Raw genomic sequence first — 15204 nt, forward strand, 5'->3', positions numbered from 1 at the left:
ACAAATTGATGGTTGACTTCGCTCCATTGCCATCTATTGATTAACTTCATTATAGCATTCCCCAAAAATTATGCAAGTAGGCACATTTTAGTGGTGTGGTTACTAAAAAGATACTTCCTAAAATACATATGCTCCTCTTATCTTCATTCGAATCTTCTACGGTATCCTTAAGTTACTAAGTAACTTATTGGTGCCTACTTTACGGCAGACTTCCACAGTATTATAATAACATTAAATCAATGAGCCATGTTTGTGGCTTTCATTTTAAGCTTATGGTTAGATTGACCTAACTCAAAAACGAAAAAAGATTTTGGTACATATCCAGGGAGGTGTTTGTTATGTTAGCTACTATAGTGATTAGTGCACTAATTGCAGCTTATGCAGGCTTTATTATTGTGAGAAGAATCAAAAAAGCGAAGCAGGGCGAATCCGGCTGTGGCTGCGGCTGTTCCAGCTGTTCCTGCACCAGCGACTTACAGGATTGAAGCATTGACAAAAATAAAAAAACGGATCTGGGATGGTGAAACCTACGCATCTCCCTGATCCGCTTTTCTTATTTCATGAATCGGTAACCCTTACTGTCGCCGTCTCCAATATAGAGAACCTCATCAAATGCAGGTACTTTCAATCTACCAGATTCGGTTAAGTAGGATTCTGCCACAAGACGGCCTTTGATCTTTGCCAGAATGTTGGTGATTCCCATGTGATTCTCACTTTCAATCACATCAGTCAGTCTGCATTCAATGGAAATTGGGCATTCTTCAATGATTGGAGCACTGACAACCTTAGATGGTACTGGAGTCAGATTGATGCTGTCAAACTTTTTACACTCCGCTCCTGTATTCTTTCCGCAGAAATTAATTGCTTCGATCTGGCTGCTGTCTGCAATATTGACTACAAAATCAGATACTTCCTTAATCCGGTTCAGGGCATAGCCTTTTGTACTGAAGCCAAGTGCCATCATGTCCCTTAAGGTATAGGAAGAGGATATGGTGGTTACATTTGGTGTGCCGTCCGTATCATAATAACTGACAAGAATGATCGGGAAGCCGTAATACAGTTTGTCATAAAATACATTTACCTTTTTCATCATTACCTCCATAAACTGAAACTATCTAAAAGTTATTGTAAGCCAGCACTTACACCACTATACTATCAAAAAAAGCTGGTGATGGATGTTGCCTGCGCAACGTCCATCACCAGCCAAAACAGACTGATTATGCGTTCATGAATAATTCCATATCTGCATCTACGCTTCCCATTCCAGCGATACCAAAGGTATCTACAAGAACCTTAGCAACATTTGGAGATAAGAATCCTGGTAATGTCGGTCCTAAGTGAATGTTCTTTACGCCTAAGTGAAGAAGTGCAAGAAGTACGATAACGGCCTTCTGCTCATACCAAGCGATGTTATAAGCGATTGGAAGATCATTTACATCATTTAACTCGAATACTTCTTTCAGCTTAAGTGCGATTAAAGCTAAAGAGTAAGAGTCATTACACTGTCCTGCATCTAATACTCTTGGAATACCGCCGATATCGCCAAGCTGAAGCTTATTGTATCTGTACTTTGCACAGCCGGCAGTTAAGATTACAGTATCCTTTGGAAGCTTCTCAGCAAACTCTGTATAGTAGTCTCTGGATTTCATTCTTCCGTCACAGCCTGCCATAACAAAGAATTTCTTGATTGCGCCGGATTTCACAGCGTCAACAACCTTATCAGCAAGTGCGAATACCTGATTGTGAGCAAATCCACCAACGATAGTTCCAGTTTCAATCTCATCCGGGCTCTGAAGAGTCTTAGCAAGTGCGATGATTTCAGAGAAATCTTTCTTACCATTCTCATCTGCTTCGATGTGCTTGCAGCCTGGGAAACCGGTAGCCCCTGTGGTATAGATTCTGGCAGCAACTTCTGGATTCTTTGGAGGAACGATACAGTTTGTTGTAAACAGGATCGGTCCGCGGAAGGACTCGAACTCTGTTACCTGTTTCCACCAGGCATTTCCATAGTTACCTGCAAAGTTGTCATATTTCTTAAATGCTGGATAGTAGTGAGCTGGAAGCATCTCGCCGTGTGTATAAACATCAACGCCTGTTCCCTGTGTCTGCTCTAACAGCTGCTCCATATCAACTAAGTCATGACCGGAGATAAGGATAGCTGGATTCTTTCTAACGCCGATGTTAACTGTTGTGATTTCTGGATTTCCGTAACGGGATGTATTTGCCTCATCAAGAAGCGCCATTGCACTTACTCCAAGCTCACCTGTCTTTAAGGTTAAAGCAACCAGATCATCTGCAGAGAGAGAATCATTTAAGGTTGCTGCAAGAGCTTCATAAGTAAACGCATAAATATCGTTGTTTTCTTTTCCAATGTTTAAAGCGTGCTCTACGTAAGCTGCCATTCCCTTTACACCGTAAATGATCAGCTCTCTTAAAGAACGAACATCTTCGTTTTCAGTCGCAAGAACACCTACGCTGGCAGCCTTTTTAAGCATATCTTCTCTTGAGCTTACAGAAAATACAGCCGCATCGTTATTTCCCTGATAGGAAGCGTCTTTTGCTAACTGATCTCTTAATCCAAGTACATTAACGATCTGAGCTTCAATGGCATCTGCATCAAAGTTTGCATTTGTGATCGTAATAAAAAGGCTCTTGATTACTTCATGATTGATCTTAGCGATGTCAGCAACGTTGGTATTCGTCTTTACTACGATTTCAGAAATACCCTTTACTGCATAGATAAGAAGATCCTGTAAATTTGCAACCTCTTCTGTCTTACCGCATACGCCCATGACTGTACAACCTGTGTTCTTTGCCGTTTCCTGGCACTGATAACAAAACATGCTCATATTCATTACCTCCTAAAGTAAATTATTATGCACAGCACCTTTTTTATTTGGTGCACATACTTGCCAACATTATTGTTGATTGATATAGGGTAGAGGTTCTTAAGGCACTTGCCCTGCCCTCATTCCTTGTACAGGATAACATCATCTAGGATACATGTCTGTTGTTATTACAACGTAGCACAATCTTTTTCAATTTTTTATTTCAAAATGGTTCAAAAGCATGGAATACAGGATTTCGCTGTGGGATCTTCTCTTCTTTGTTTCTGTTCCAATCAGGCAGATAGCAGAATAGGTTTCATAATTGGTTTTAAAATGAGAAAGGATATCCCTCTCCTTCATTAAGACCTGATATCCGTTCTCATACTGCTCCCATGAAGTCCAATGCTTAAGATATGGATTTAGAAGCTCATCTGTAGGGGCCAGGGCCAGATCATGGACATATGCGGCACCAGTAATGGTTCTCACAAAATACTCTAGATCTCTTTTTTTCGTAAAGCCGCACAGCTGGGAGTCATTCTTTTGCCTGATATCAAGTACCAGATCTACCTTAAATTGTTTTAGACTTTCAAAAAAATTTTCAGCGCTGGTCTCGTAGGCACTGAGTACATATAAGTTTTTCATTGGTACCTCCATTCTTATTGTATTTTCATGGTTTCGAATAACTTTGTCAATATCTGAAATAATAATACAAAAAACAAAAGCGAGGTTTCCTCATGAAACATAAAACAAAAGGTCTTTCTGCAGGCCGCTTAACGATGATGGCTCTGGGAACTGTTATCGGCGGTTCCTTTTTTTTAGGCTCATCGGTTGCCATACAGGCTGCCGGTCCGGCAATTATTCTTTCCTATCTCATTTGTGCGGTTATGGTCTACTTTATTCTGTTTGCACTTTCAGAAATGACGGTATCCAATCCTGATTCCGCTTCCTTTCGGACATTTGCATCTCAGTATATCAATAAAGGCACAGGCTTTGTCGTAGGCTGGGTCTATTGGACTGGTATGGTCATCTCTATGTCCAGTGAGGCTACTGCTGTTTCTTTACTCTTTCGGACCTGGTTTCCAACCGTCTCAATTCCTCTCCTTGGAACTGGTCTGATCGTGGGAGTTACCCTTTTGAATCTTTTAGGAGCAAAGCAGCTAAGCCATTTGGAAAGTGTTCTTTCTGCTATTAAGATTGTGGCTATTATTGGATTTATTCTGTTAGGCGGGCTGATTGTTCTTGGTGCTTTGCCAGGCATTCGTCCACTGGGAAACAGCATATTGCGCTCAGAACCGTTTCTCCCAGGCGGCTTAAAAAGTCTGGCCGGAAGTATGCTCATCGTTCTATTCACCTATGCTGGCTTTGAAATCATAGGACTGGCTGCCAGTGAGACCGATAATAAGGAAAAGAATGTGCCTCGAGCCATTCATTTGACTGTGTTCTGGCTGGTGACCCTGTATATTCTTTGTATATCCGTCCTCCTGCTTCTGGTTCCCACCAATTCCTTAAGCGAAGACGTCAGTCCAATGGTCACGGCCTTAAACCGGTATCAAATGTCCTGGGCCGGAACTGCCATGACAATCATATTAATCAGCGCAATCTTATCTACCATGCTGGCTGCCATGTTTGGTATTGGCAGAATGCTCCGCTCTCTTGTGGAGGAAGGGCTTGGTCCTGGGTTTTTAAGGGATAAGACGGATGTTCCTTATCGGGGTATCCTTTTTTCAGGACTTAGCATGATGATGTTTCTCTATGTAGGACTCTTTTTGCCTGAGTTTTATCTGTTTTTAATCAGCTCCGGTGGATTTGCCCTGCTTTTTACCTATATCGTACTCATGTTTACCCACATCCGTTTCCGAAAAAAGAACGGGAAGCCAGAAGGGAGCTGTAGGCTTTGCGGATTCCCCTATAGTTCTCTGTTTACCATGGCAGGACTCCTTATCGCTATATTCAGTATGCCATTTTTAAAAGGGCAGACCCTGGGGTTTCTGGCAGGAATAGCCCTGGTAGCTTTTTTTACCGCATGTTATGGGATATTAAAAGCCGTAAACAAAAGAAAAGCGATGCAGGGAGAAGAGCTGCCAAAAGGAACTCTCAAGCATCGCCGTATCTTAACAGAATTTTCAGAGGAACTACACCCCGATGAAGAAAAGAAACAATAAATAAATCTTTAAAGCATTTGAACCGCATTCAAATAGGAATCCATGTGTATTTGAAATGCAGATAACGCCTGCTCCAGCGAGCCGCTGCGGCAGGCTTCTATAATATTTTTATGCTCTTCGTACTTCTCCTTAGCAGAACCTAAGGTGGAAGTATCCTTATTCATAGCGGTAAGCAATTGGAAGTACTGGTTTTGCAAAATATCAGCCCTCCTGAAACTTTCTGATTTCTTCCAGAAAAACTCATGAAAGGCCAGGTCACAGGAATTGAATACAAAATTTTTCTCCTTCTCATCTGACGTATTGTCTTTCCCTAACATAATCATCTCCTGGTTCAGTGCAGATAGATACTCTAAGTCCTTCTCATTTAGAAGTTTCTTTTCAAATATAATTGTCAGCACCTGCATTTCCAATGGAATTCTAATCGAAAAGATTTCTGCAATATCCCCCATATCCAGATTGAGAATCTGGCTGCCTTTTTTGGGCGAAAATGAAAGAAATCCTCTCATATGAAGTTCTCTTAATGCTTCCCTGATGGGCGCTCTGCTTATCTGAAGTTCTTCCGACATATCAGTTTCAACCAAACGGTCTCCACTTTTTAGCTCTCCCGTAAGAATCTTATTTTTCACATAAGTGACTACAATCTCACTAAGATTGGATTTGGAATATGTGATCATGTTATTTATTTCATATGAATGAAATAGCATTTGTCCACCTCTCAATGTATTTTATGCCTCAAAAGAACATTATACTATAGATGGAAGGCAAATCAAATTAAGATTTAATCTTTTCATAATAATTCTTTGCATAATTGATGAATAGTTCCTGGGCTGGTGTTAAAACCATATCTTTTTTTAGAACGTAAAAGATATCTCTGCTCAATTCTTCCGAGTCTATTTCTACCATATTTACTAAATTCAAACGCTTATAGATGGTTGCTGCCGCCTTGGATACAAAGGAAATACCCAGACCCTTGGATACCGCTTCCACGATTCCCTGAGTACTGCTAAAATAAGCAACGACTTTCATATCCTTTTCGTGAATATTATTATTGCTAAGAAACATCTCCAGCTTTGTTCTGGTACCAGACCCGGCTTCCCGCATAATAAAGTTCTTTTTCGAGATAAAAGAGATGATTTCAGAAACCGTACGGCCCCCCGTATATCTCATGCTCTTTGGCAGGATTAAGACAATCTCATCCTTACAGAAAGCTGTCAGCTTGTATCGGCAGCTTTCTGTTTCCGTTCCAACAAAGCCAATATCATACTGATATTGGCTTAACTCTTTAAATACACCTCCACTGTCTCTTTGATATAAGTGAAAGACAATGTTTTCATATTCCTTATTAAAATCAGAAATCAATTGCGGCAGTAAATACTGGGCCGGAACGCTTGAGGCCAGAATATTTATTTCTCCTGCACATTCTTTTGTAAACTTACCCATTTCAAATAAAGACTGATCGCGCAATGCCAGCATATTCTTGGCATGTTCATAAAACTTTACCCCTGCCTTAGTCGGATACACTTTCTTTGTGGAACGAACAAACAACTGAGTGCCAATCTCTTTTTCCAATGTATTAATCTGATTGCTTAATGTTGGCTGAGTTAAGTATAAGGCTTCAGATGCTTTTGAAAAACTCTGCAGTTTGGAAATTTGTACAAATGCTTCTAATTGTTTAAAATCCATACGTTTCTCCGCTTCTCTAAAGGTTGAATTTAGTGCGCTTGATTAGTCTTTTGTATCTTCCGATTTTAATGCTTTTAACAGACAAAAACAGGCAAGCAGCATGATAATTGCCAATGGGAATGCTGCGATGATAGAAGAATTCTTTAAAGCTGCTAATCCACCTGACATCAGTAAAACAAGAGTCAGCAATGCCAAAAGAGCTCCCCAAAGAATCTTTTTCCCATTTCCAGGATTCATATCCCCGCTTGACGAGAACATGGATAATGCAAAGATTCCTGAATTTGATGATGTAATGGAAAACGTAATTAACAGGCAGATAGCAATGAAAGAAAATACCATTCCAAGTGGATATTCCCGCAAAACTACAAATAACACGGTTTCTGTTGATTCCACTGCCTTTGCTATCATTTGTTTGTCCAGGTTCAAACCAAGACTGCCAAAGATGGAGAACCACAAAAAGGATACGATGGATGGAGCAAATATTACTCCTATTACAAACTCCCGAATGGTCCTGCCTCTTGATATCCTGGCTATAAAGGTGCCCACAAATGGTCCCCAGGCAATCCACCAGGCCCAATAAAATATCGTCCAGGACCCAAGCCATGTTTTGTCTCCAAATGGATTGGAAGAAAAGCTGTCTGCCACAAAACTGTTAATATAGCTTCCAAGTGAATTGATAAAAACATTAATCGAAAGAAGCTTAGGACCGATTAAAAAGACACCAAGCATAATAGTAAATGCCAATACGAAATTAATATCGGATAAAAATTTCACTCCTTTATCAATTCCTTTTACTGCTGTACAAGTATAAATCACCATTAAAGTAAAAATAATAATAACTTTTACCATGTCTGTCTTTGGCACCTGAAAAAGGAAATTAAGGCCGGAATTGATCTGCATGGTTCCTTGGCCTAAGGAGGTGGCAAAACCAGCCACTGTGGCAAAAACCGCACATACATCAATTAATTTCCCAATGGGTCCCTTTACCCCTTTTTCTCCCAGTAGAGGAAGAAAGATACTGCTGATCAGACCTGGTGCATTCTTTCTGTACTGAAAATATCCAAGTGACATCCCTATAATGGCATAGGCTGCCCATGGGTGGAATCCCCAGTGCATAAATACTTTTTTCATCGCCAGATTGGCGGCCCCTTCATCTCCCCCAAAGCTCATATAATGAGTGAGTGGCTCTGCGGTTCCCCAGAAAACAAGGCCGATTCCCATACCAGCAGCAAAAAGCATTGCAAACCAGGAACGATTGCTGTATTCAGGTACCGAATCATCCGGCCCTAATTTAATCTTTCCATATTTGCTAAATGCAATGCCCAATGAAAAAACAACAAATACAAACATACAAAATAAGTAAAACCACCCGAAATAAGTAACAAGAAAATCCTTTGCCGCAATGGTCGCTGCTGTAAATACATCATTTGCTAAGAGGCCAAGGGCGATAAATACAGCAGTTATAAATAGCGATATGTAAAAAACAAGGTTTTTCTTCATTTAGGAACCTCCTCCTGAAAGATAAAATTTACACAGAGTTCTACAAACTTTTATTTAAGTGATAGAAAACACTTTGCTCCCGTGTGGAGAAAGTGTTTTCTATTACTTGTTACTTCTGAACTAAATTTTAACTTTAAAGACCTGAGGTTCTTCAATATCACTGGTTAAGGCATCTAATGCGACACCGACTCTGTGGTAACGAAGCTTGAACTGTTCTTCCCTGGTTGTCGCCGGATCTCCCAGCGGATAAGGGATAGAGATGGTTGGAACCAAACGGTTTACTCCAACGGTTTTTGCTACTGGGATTAAGTTCGCCATCTGAACGATGGTAATTCCTTCTCTTTCAATTTCTCTTGTCATTGTTGCACCGCAACGTGTACAAGTCCCTCATGTAGAGGTCAGAATTGCAGCTCTGATCCCATCCTTTTTTAATACTCTTGCAATTTCTTTTCCCATTCTGGAGGCTTCAGCCTGAGTGGTTCCTGTTCCTACCGTAGAGAAAAAGTATTTATAAACTCCACCAATTTTACCTTCTTTTTGATATTTTCTCATGGCATCCAAAGGCACGATTACATCTGAATCGTTATTGGCAGCCGCAGGATCAAAACCGGCATGAATGGTCATGTATTCCCCTTTGACTAAGTCATCGGTCTGGGAAATATCGTATTTGCCCCATTTGGTTGCAGAGGCAGACTGGATCCGGTCCGGATTTCCTACCGGAACAATTCCGCCAGAGGTAAGGAGTGCTACCTCCATAGTGCTTAATTCCTCTGGGGTAATGGCTGGAGCGATGGCAACACGGTCTGACTTTGGTATGGGCAGCTCTGTCTCGTAGGGCTCCCCCTTTACCTTTTTTAGCAGCATGTCAATCACACGGTCTGCTGCTGTAACCGGTGGGTCAAGCCAGATTTGTTCTCTGATTCCTCTTCCAAAGTATCCCTCTTCTGCTGCTGGAAGTAAGGTTTCTCCCTTTAACAGCTTAAGAGCAAATTTAGCCATAGCACTGACGTCTTTTTTCATGCTTGCAGCACTGGCTCCGCCCTTAAATACATACATTTCCTTACGGAACATTTCAACGCCTGGATTTTCATCATTCATTGAAGTGAGTACCGGAACGTTAAATTCCTGCTTAACAGCCTTGCAGATATGGCCGCAGGCAGAGCCGTAACGGCCGGCTCGAAAGGCCGGACCAGCAAAGAAAACATCTATTTCTTTGCCTTTCAGCATAGAGATAATGGATTTCACTGCTTCTTCGGTATTGGATCCAATAAAGTTATCTCCGCAAATAATGGTATGGGTTATCTCAACTTCTTTTCCCAATGCCTGCTGCAGAGCCATTGCAGGACCCACAAGACCTTCTCTAATCTCAGGCTTAAAATCAGCATGTTCTTCTCCGCCGATCTGGCCAAAGAACTGATTTAAGTATAAAATACCCTTCATCTTTTTCCCTCCTTTAAAATTCTGCCATTGTCTTTGTTGACCAGCCAACGACCTGATCTCCGCAGAACATCGCATTATTCTCCATGATAATAGAACCATCCTCTTTTACGGAGGCTCCCAGGATTTCATCGTTGGACCAGCCTCCTGACATTCCATCTCTTGCCAGGGCCTCCAGTTCACCTAATACGGTCTCCATCCTTGGCAGACGGATGAGCGTGGAAACATTTCCGCAGGATACAATTGCATTCTCTTTTTCATCTAAAGATACGAGAGGCTGGCTGGCCCCGTCTCGACCGGTACATTCATTGGTAAGACCTACGGTCTTTACATTGGCATTTTCCAAAGCTACAATACAGCCTGTAAAGTCTGCATCCGGGTTGCCATAGCCTTCTTCTGCTACAATTGCAGAATCTGCTCCCAGGGATTTTGCCATCTGAGCCACAAATAAGGCAGCTCTGTCTTTCTGGTCAAGAGCCACATTTAAGTTTGACATAATGACTCCAAGGAAATTAATTGTTTTTCCATGCTCTCTGTAAAGCCTGCGGATCATGGGGAGATTCTGAAAATCATAGGTAGACCACTTGGAGGAGCATGGCATAAAGGAACCGCTGATCATCGCTCCGTCTAACACCTCATTGGGGTGCATAAAGGTGGGTAGCATCCGGTTGGTATCCCAGCCGTAATTCAAATCGTTATAACCGCCCTCTTCCATCTGGGACTGAGGCTGAAGCACTAAAACAACGCTTGGAAGCTCATTTACTTCCTTGCTTCTTTTCGTCACCGGTTCCAGTTCAAAGGTTTCTACCTCATCCGGCGTTAAGTCCTTTGTGACTGCACCAATGTATTCAGCCAGGCGCATACCTGCCCACCGCAAGGCACGGTTCTTTTTCTGCTGCTCTCTCTGTTCAAAGGTTTCATCGCTGTCAGCAACCAGGACCAGGTTCTTTAACTGGGAGTAGTATGTGTATTTGGCACCCTCTCCGCCCATATCAATGAGCCCATCCTGGAATCCGCCGTAGTGTTTTCCAACCACTAAGACGCTCATATCCTTTAAAGCGTATGTGGTACCATCACCGGCCTGCATAAGATCTCCGGTCACACCTGGGAAAACAGGACCTCCTCCAACGCGGTACCGTGGCTCGATTGCCTCCTTTACCGGAACGAGACGGACCATGTCCCCAGGTGATACAATATAAAGGTCTGCTTCTGTAATATGCTCATCTTCCTTTATGACCGAAAGAGCCTCCTCTTTGTTCACCGTAAGAATCCCATCTTTTAAAGAAGTTTTATCACCAAAGCAAATATCTTTTACATAAAAATTGCCTAATTCCAACTTCATTGGGTGTCTCCTTTCAAATTCTAAGACAAACTTGCATTCTTTTCATGCAGATTAAGTCCTTATAATTGATTTAAAAAATCTGCTGCTGTCTGAATGTCTTCTTCGCTCATGGTTCGTACATCAAACAGCACTTTGTTTTTATATATCCTTGTTACAATGGGGATGGAATTCTCTCTGAGCATACGTTCCAGCATTCCTTCTGAAATTTCTGTTCGGTATACACTGACAGCATAAGAATCAAGGCAGACTCCCGGCATAGACCCTCCGCCAATCTGACTCTGGGTTTTTACCACTTCATATTCTGCTTCCTGACACGGATTCAGTAACTTTAAAAACAACCGGGCCTTCTCCTCCAGACGTTCCAATGGCTCCATGATCATATGTAAGGTTGGTATCGTTTTCATTGCTTTCTCTTCGTCTAAGTACTCTCTTAACGTAAGCTCCAGGGCGGTTAACGTAAGCTTATCAATTCTCAGCGCCCGAAGAAGATGGTTTTTCTTCATTTTGCCGATGTATTCCTTACTTCCAACTATGATTCCAGCCTGGGGACCTCCAAGCAGCTTATCTCCGCTAAAGCAGACCACATCGGCACCATCGAAAAGACACTGTTTTACCGTTGGCTCTTCTCCGATTCCATGAGCTTTTAAATCCATCATCAGACCGGAGCCCATATCATATATAACTGGAAGCTGATGCCTGGCACCGATTGCTTTCAGCCCTTCGATTGAAACCTCTTTCGTAAAACCAATGATCTTATAGTTACTGGTATGGACTTTTAAGAGCGCACCTGTATGTTCACTGATACCATTCACATAATCGGATTCGTGAGTCTTATTGGTAGTTCCCACCTCTACCAGAGTACAGCCGCTGGCCTTCATAATTTCAGGTACCCGAAAAGAGCCGCCGATTTCTACCAGTTCCCCTCTTGAGACAATTACCTCTTTTTCCCTTACCAGAGAATTTAGGATTAAAAATACGGCAGCTGCATTGTTATTTACGACCAAAGCCGCCTCAGCACCGGTTAAAAAAGTAAGAAGCTGTTCCACATGGGCATACCTTGACCCTCTTTCCCCAGCTTCCAGATCATACTCCAGATTGGAATAATAACCGCCAATTTCTTTCATTTGATCAGAAACTTCCTGGGCAAGCTTTGCTCTTCCCAGATTTGTATGAAGCACGATTCCAGTGGCATTGATCACCCTTTTTAAATGAGGCTGATTCTGCCTTTTGATCTCATCTTCAATCCGGTCCAGCAAAACGTCACGAGTGCACCCGGTGGATTCTCCCGTTACTATTTTTTCTCTTTCTGAATCTATCTCTTTTTTAACAGCCAGCTTTATCAAAACTTCCGGTGCTTTTACGGCTCGCTCTATGATCATACAACGTATTATTTCATCTACCTTTGGCAGTTGTCTCATAAGACTGTTTTTATCGGTCATTCCATCATCCTTTAAAGAAATGTATCTCAGCCAATAAATTTTTTCTGGCTTAGAATTGTTCTTGCCTGTTCCAGATTGTGTTCCCCAACAAGCACCACAGGTCCTGTACAGCCCATACCGCTCTCTGCATAGATACCCGCTCCCCACAAGCAGGTAACCGCATCTTCAAGGTCCATAATTTCAATGCCCAGAATCTCTTCTGTTACGACTTCCTTTGGTGGTGCCTTTATGGCATCGGCTGACTCTTCCCGTTTTCCTGATTTAAGCTCAAGCAGGATATCATCCAGTCCTGCCTTTCTTGCTTTTTTAAATTCTTCTGATAATACCTTCTGATACTCTCCTAAGAGCATCTCTCTGGCAAATTCAACAGCACCTTCAATCACAGGAACTCCCGATGCTCTGGATACGATCATGATCAGCTTCTCAAAACCCTCTCCAATGCCAGGGCCATAGCCGTAGCCAAGAGATTCATATTTCCCTCCTGTGGTGTAGGCAGACAAAAGCTTAGACAGTACGTTGCCGGTTAAGGAATCCATAACCATGACATCGGCAGAGGCTGTCAATAAATCATTTCCACGCATAATCATACCGCCATCGCTTCTTCCAGAGGAAGCAAAACGGATATCGTATCCATTTTCTTTCAGTTTCTGAAGAGCAATTTCTGTCTGACGAGCCCCATCCACATTTAAGATTCCAACCAAAGGCTCACTCACTCCGCAGGCTTTGGCCGTAACGATACCGTAAATGGCATTTTTTATCATTCCCTCTACCCGGTTGACCGATGAGGTTCCTGTTGTCGTCGCCAGATACATCTTTCTTCCAGCTGCCGGTGTAATCACCCGGCCAACCGTTGATACTCCGATTGGAAATGGATAATGCATGGTAACTGCCCCATAGACTTCTTTGTTTGAGAGCATTTCATCCATTTTTTTATGTCCCTCCTCTTCGGAAGAAACGAGAACGGACTCTAAATTCTCTGCTTTTACGTCTCTGGTTCCAATCACCTTTACAGTAATTCCTTTTTTAGCAGCTTCCAGGGCTGCGCTGTAAATAGTCTCTTCCCCATGCTCACTGCCAATGGCCGTAACTGCTATGGGTATCTTTTTACCTGACTGTCCGGTTTCCAGCATATGTGCCAGATCAAGAAAGGTCTCAGCGACTATTTTTTTCATTTTCTTATCAGACATAGGTTCACCCCTCATCACCCTGAAGGTGCTTTGCAAAGTCCTTTAAGGAATCAGCAATCAGCTTTCTGACGCTGGCTTCTGAAACAGACTCGTCTTCTCCGGCACCACTGTTTTGTTGAAGGATAAAAGATACTCCATCAAATAAGTTGGTCATTCTGCCAAGAAACAGACTGCCTTTTCCGATCATCATGACTCTGTTAAGCTTTTTATCCATCAGTTCCTGTCTGGCAAATCCAAGGTAGGGAACACCTGATGGGATATGTCCCTGAGTAGGTGCCCAGCCAACCAGTCCATGATCGGTAACAAAATCTGCAAGCTGTGACTTTTCAATTTCTTTTCGCATGGCTGCAAGTGCCCCAATCATTTTATAATTGGCTTCCGGTACATTGCCTGCTCCAGCGGGCTTTGTAATATCCGGGTTCTGCATTTCCACGGAGTACTTATCAATATCTGATAATTTAAGACCTACCTTTTCCAGAGGAATCGCGGTCAGGGATGAGATGACATTTTGAGGAGAGGAACCGGTTCCTACCGTATGCCTTCCTACAATATCACTGTTGATTTCCGGACTCACGCCATCGTTAGTACTAACTAACACAGCAAACCCGGCAACGCAATCTTCCAGTATGGGCATATTTTTGTTTACATGATCTTTTCCGTTCATGCCAAGCTTAGCGGTAGAACCGCCAGCGGCAACAACCACATGTTTAAAGGTTCCGGATTTCACAAGGGCAGCGGCATGTAAAAGCGCATGGGCCGGGCCTGCGCAGAAACCTCTTACATCAGAGCCGGTTGCATTCACAAGACCTGCTATTTCGGAAGCAGCTTTTGCAAAGTTACCTCCGCCTCTCTGATTCATATCACCGCATGCTTCTTCCGAGCACTCAATAACGTAATCAATCTCTTCTGCATTTACTCCTGTTTTGCTGATGAGATGTAATAAGGATAAAACACATGATGCTTTTGAAACAAGATTCTCAAAAATGACGTGGGCAGAAAGCGATTGGTCAATATCATGGGCAGCTTTTATACAGCCAACTATTTTGCCTTCAAAATACAAGGTTTCTGCATGGGTATCCTGAATTAACTGTAAAACCTCAGGCAATGCAATTCCTTTTTCAAGGGCTTTTAATAGGGCTGGATTCATAAGGCTGTGTGATTCCAATTTAGACCTTACAGAATTGGCAAAATCCAATTCTAATTTTACCAGGTCAAATACGTCACATATGGCAATCAGGCCGATGAACTCATCTTCCGGCATGATTTCTCCGAATTTACCTTCTCTTTCTGTGTGTTCAGACTTCTGCAAAAACCATGGCTGCTCGTATCCTGCCAGCTCCTGTGGCGTCATGTTTCCAATATAGGTCTGATTGGGTAGATACGCCTTACACTCTTCATAGGTGCGCAGGCTCTTATCCAGGTTTTTTAAATATTCAGATTCCGGATCAATGGTTCTTTGCGTAGTTTGTGTCGTGCCATTGTGAATGACCATATCCGGCGTATGAGCAAGAATATAACTTGCTCCCTTTAAGACACTGTACATATTTGCCTCCTAATAATAAATCAATTCCTGTAAAATGTTGTTCCTTATACCATTTCACAAGAATTGATCTGTAAAGAGAAGAT

General features: G+C 42.3%; 13 protein-coding genes. 2 read left to right on the top strand and 11 right to left on the bottom strand.

What is annotated here, in order from left to right; genetic code table 11:
- The first annotated feature begins 338 nt into the window (after positions 1-338).
- The gene (locus OW255_RS13250; protein WP_081752261.1) at positions 339-485 is read left to right on the top strand and encodes a FeoB-associated Cys-rich membrane protein; all 147 of its coding nucleotides are present in this window, start codon (positions 339-341) and stop codon (positions 483-485) included.
- A 68-nt stretch (positions 486-553) separates the two neighbouring features.
- On the opposite strand, the gene OW255_RS13255 is transcribed toward OW255_RS13250, so the two are convergent.
- The 3 genes from OW255_RS13255 to OW255_RS13265 all read right to left on the bottom strand — a co-directional run bounded on the left by OW255_RS13255 (position 554) and on the right by OW255_RS13265 (position 3470).
- Positions 554-1093 (bottom strand): flavin reductase family protein, encoded by a 540-nt coding sequence (locus OW255_RS13255; RefSeq protein WP_268114322.1) that lies wholly within the window; start codon positions 1091-1093, stop codon positions 554-556.
- A 124-nt stretch (positions 1094-1217) separates the two neighbouring features.
- The gene (hcp, locus tag OW255_RS13260) at positions 1218-2855 is read right to left on the bottom strand and encodes a hydroxylamine reductase (protein ID WP_334308242.1); all 1638 of its coding nucleotides are present in this window, start codon (positions 2853-2855) and stop codon (positions 1218-1220) included.
- A gap of 183 nt (positions 2856-3038) precedes the next feature.
- On the bottom strand, positions 3039-3470 hold the full coding sequence (locus OW255_RS13265) for a DUF488 domain-containing protein (RefSeq protein WP_024835289.1): 432 nt from the start codon (positions 3468-3470) through the stop codon (positions 3039-3041).
- Positions 3471-3562: 92 nt separating this feature from the next.
- Here OW255_RS13265 and OW255_RS13270 point away from each other — a divergent pair, with 92 nt between their 5' ends.
- Positions 3563-4990: an amino acid permease gene (locus tag OW255_RS13270; protein ID WP_024835288.1), complete on the top strand. Its 1428-nt coding sequence runs from the start codon at positions 3563-3565 to the stop codon at positions 4988-4990.
- An 8-nt stretch (positions 4991-4998) separates the two neighbouring features.
- On the opposite strand, the gene OW255_RS13275 is transcribed toward OW255_RS13270, so the two are convergent.
- From OW255_RS13275 to grdC, 8 genes are all read right to left on the bottom strand, one after another.
- Entirely contained in the window at positions 4999-5694 is a 696-nt protein-coding gene (locus OW255_RS13275) for a GntR family transcriptional regulator (RefSeq protein WP_024835287.1), read from the bottom strand.
- 67 nt (positions 5695-5761) lie between these two features.
- Positions 5762-6673 carry a selenium metabolism-associated LysR family transcriptional regulator gene (locus tag OW255_RS13280; RefSeq protein WP_024835286.1) on the bottom strand — a complete coding sequence of 304 codons (912 nt, stop codon included), beginning with the start codon at positions 6671-6673 and terminating at the stop codon, positions 5762-5764.
- Positions 6674-6715: 42 nt separating this feature from the next.
- The gene (locus OW255_RS13285) at positions 6716-8173 is read right to left on the bottom strand and encodes a BCCT family transporter (RefSeq protein ID WP_024835285.1); all 1458 of its coding nucleotides are present in this window, start codon (positions 8171-8173) and stop codon (positions 6716-6718) included.
- Between the two features lie 120 nt (positions 8174-8293).
- Positions 8294-9712, bottom strand: coding sequence for a betaine reductase selenoprotein B (grdH, locus tag OW255_RS13290; RefSeq protein ID WP_465245366.1), 1419 nt, complete (start codon positions 9710-9712; stop codon positions 8294-8296).
- Positions 9627-10952: a glycine/sarcosine/betaine reductase component B subunit gene (locus tag OW255_RS13295; RefSeq protein ID WP_024835282.1), complete on the bottom strand. Its 1326-nt coding sequence runs from the start codon at positions 10950-10952 to the stop codon at positions 9627-9629. Before OW255_RS13295 ends, grdH begins: the two co-directional genes overlap by 86 nt.
- Before the next feature lie 59 nt (positions 10953-11011).
- A complete protein-coding gene (gene selA / locus OW255_RS13300) occupies positions 11012-12391 on the bottom strand; it encodes an L-seryl-tRNA(Sec) selenium transferase (protein WP_024835281.1) in 1380 nt (459 codons plus the stop codon).
- Positions 12392-12417: 26 nt separating this feature from the next.
- Entirely contained in the window at positions 12418-13578 is a 1161-nt protein-coding gene (gene grdD, locus OW255_RS13305) for a glycine/sarcosine/betaine reductase complex component C subunit alpha (protein WP_024835280.1), read from the bottom strand.
- Between the two features lie 4 nt (positions 13579-13582).
- Positions 13583-15121: a glycine/sarcosine/betaine reductase complex component C subunit beta gene (gene grdC / locus OW255_RS13310; protein WP_024835279.1), complete on the bottom strand. Its 1539-nt coding sequence runs from the start codon at positions 15119-15121 to the stop codon at positions 13583-13585.
- Between the last annotated feature and the right edge of the window lie 83 nt (positions 15122-15204).

It is taken from the genome of Lacrimispora xylanolytica (assembly GCF_026723765.1).
Taxonomy (GTDB): Bacteria; Bacillota; Clostridia; order Lachnospirales; family Lachnospiraceae; genus Lacrimispora; species Lacrimispora xylanolytica.

Bases quoted from the DNA above. Each gene is read 5' to 3' on its own strand.
- OW255_RS13250 (WP_081752261.1), top strand. From the start codon at position 339: ATGTTAGCTACTATAGTGATTAGTGCACTAATTGCAGCTTATGCAGGC.
- grdD (WP_024835280.1), bottom strand. From the start codon at position 13,578: ATGTCTGATAAGAAAATGAAAAAAATAGTCGCTGAGACCTTTCTTGAT.
- OW255_RS13275 (WP_024835287.1), bottom strand. From the start codon at position 5,694: ATGCTATTTCATTCATATGAAATAAATAACATGATCACATATTCCAAA.
- OW255_RS13255 (WP_268114322.1), bottom strand. From the start codon at position 1,093: ATGATGAAAAAGGTAAATGTATTTTATGACAAACTGTATTACGGCTTC.
- hcp (WP_334308242.1), bottom strand. From the start codon at position 2,855: ATGAATATGAGCATGTTTTGTTATCAGTGCCAGGAAACGGCAAAGAAC.
- OW255_RS13285 (WP_024835285.1), bottom strand. From the start codon at position 8,173: ATGAAGAAAAACCTTGTTTTTTACATATCGCTATTTATAACTGCTGTA.
- OW255_RS13295 (WP_024835282.1), bottom strand. From the start codon at position 10,952: ATGAAGTTGGAATTAGGCAATTTTTATGTAAAAGATATTTGCTTTGGT.
- grdC (WP_024835279.1), bottom strand. From the start codon at position 15,121: ATGTACAGTGTCTTAAAGGGAGCAAGTTATATTCTTGCTCATACGCCG.
- OW255_RS13280 (WP_024835286.1), bottom strand. From the start codon at position 6,673: ATGGATTTTAAACAATTAGAAGCATTTGTACAAATTTCCAAACTGCAG.
- OW255_RS13270 (WP_024835288.1), top strand. From the start codon at position 3,563: ATGAAACATAAAACAAAAGGTCTTTCTGCAGGCCGCTTAACGATGATG.
- OW255_RS13265 (WP_024835289.1), bottom strand. From the start codon at position 3,470: ATGAAAAACTTATATGTACTCAGTGCCTACGAGACCAGCGCTGAAAAT.
- selA (WP_024835281.1), bottom strand. From the start codon at position 12,391: ATGACCGATAAAAACAGTCTTATGAGACAACTGCCAAAGGTAGATGAA.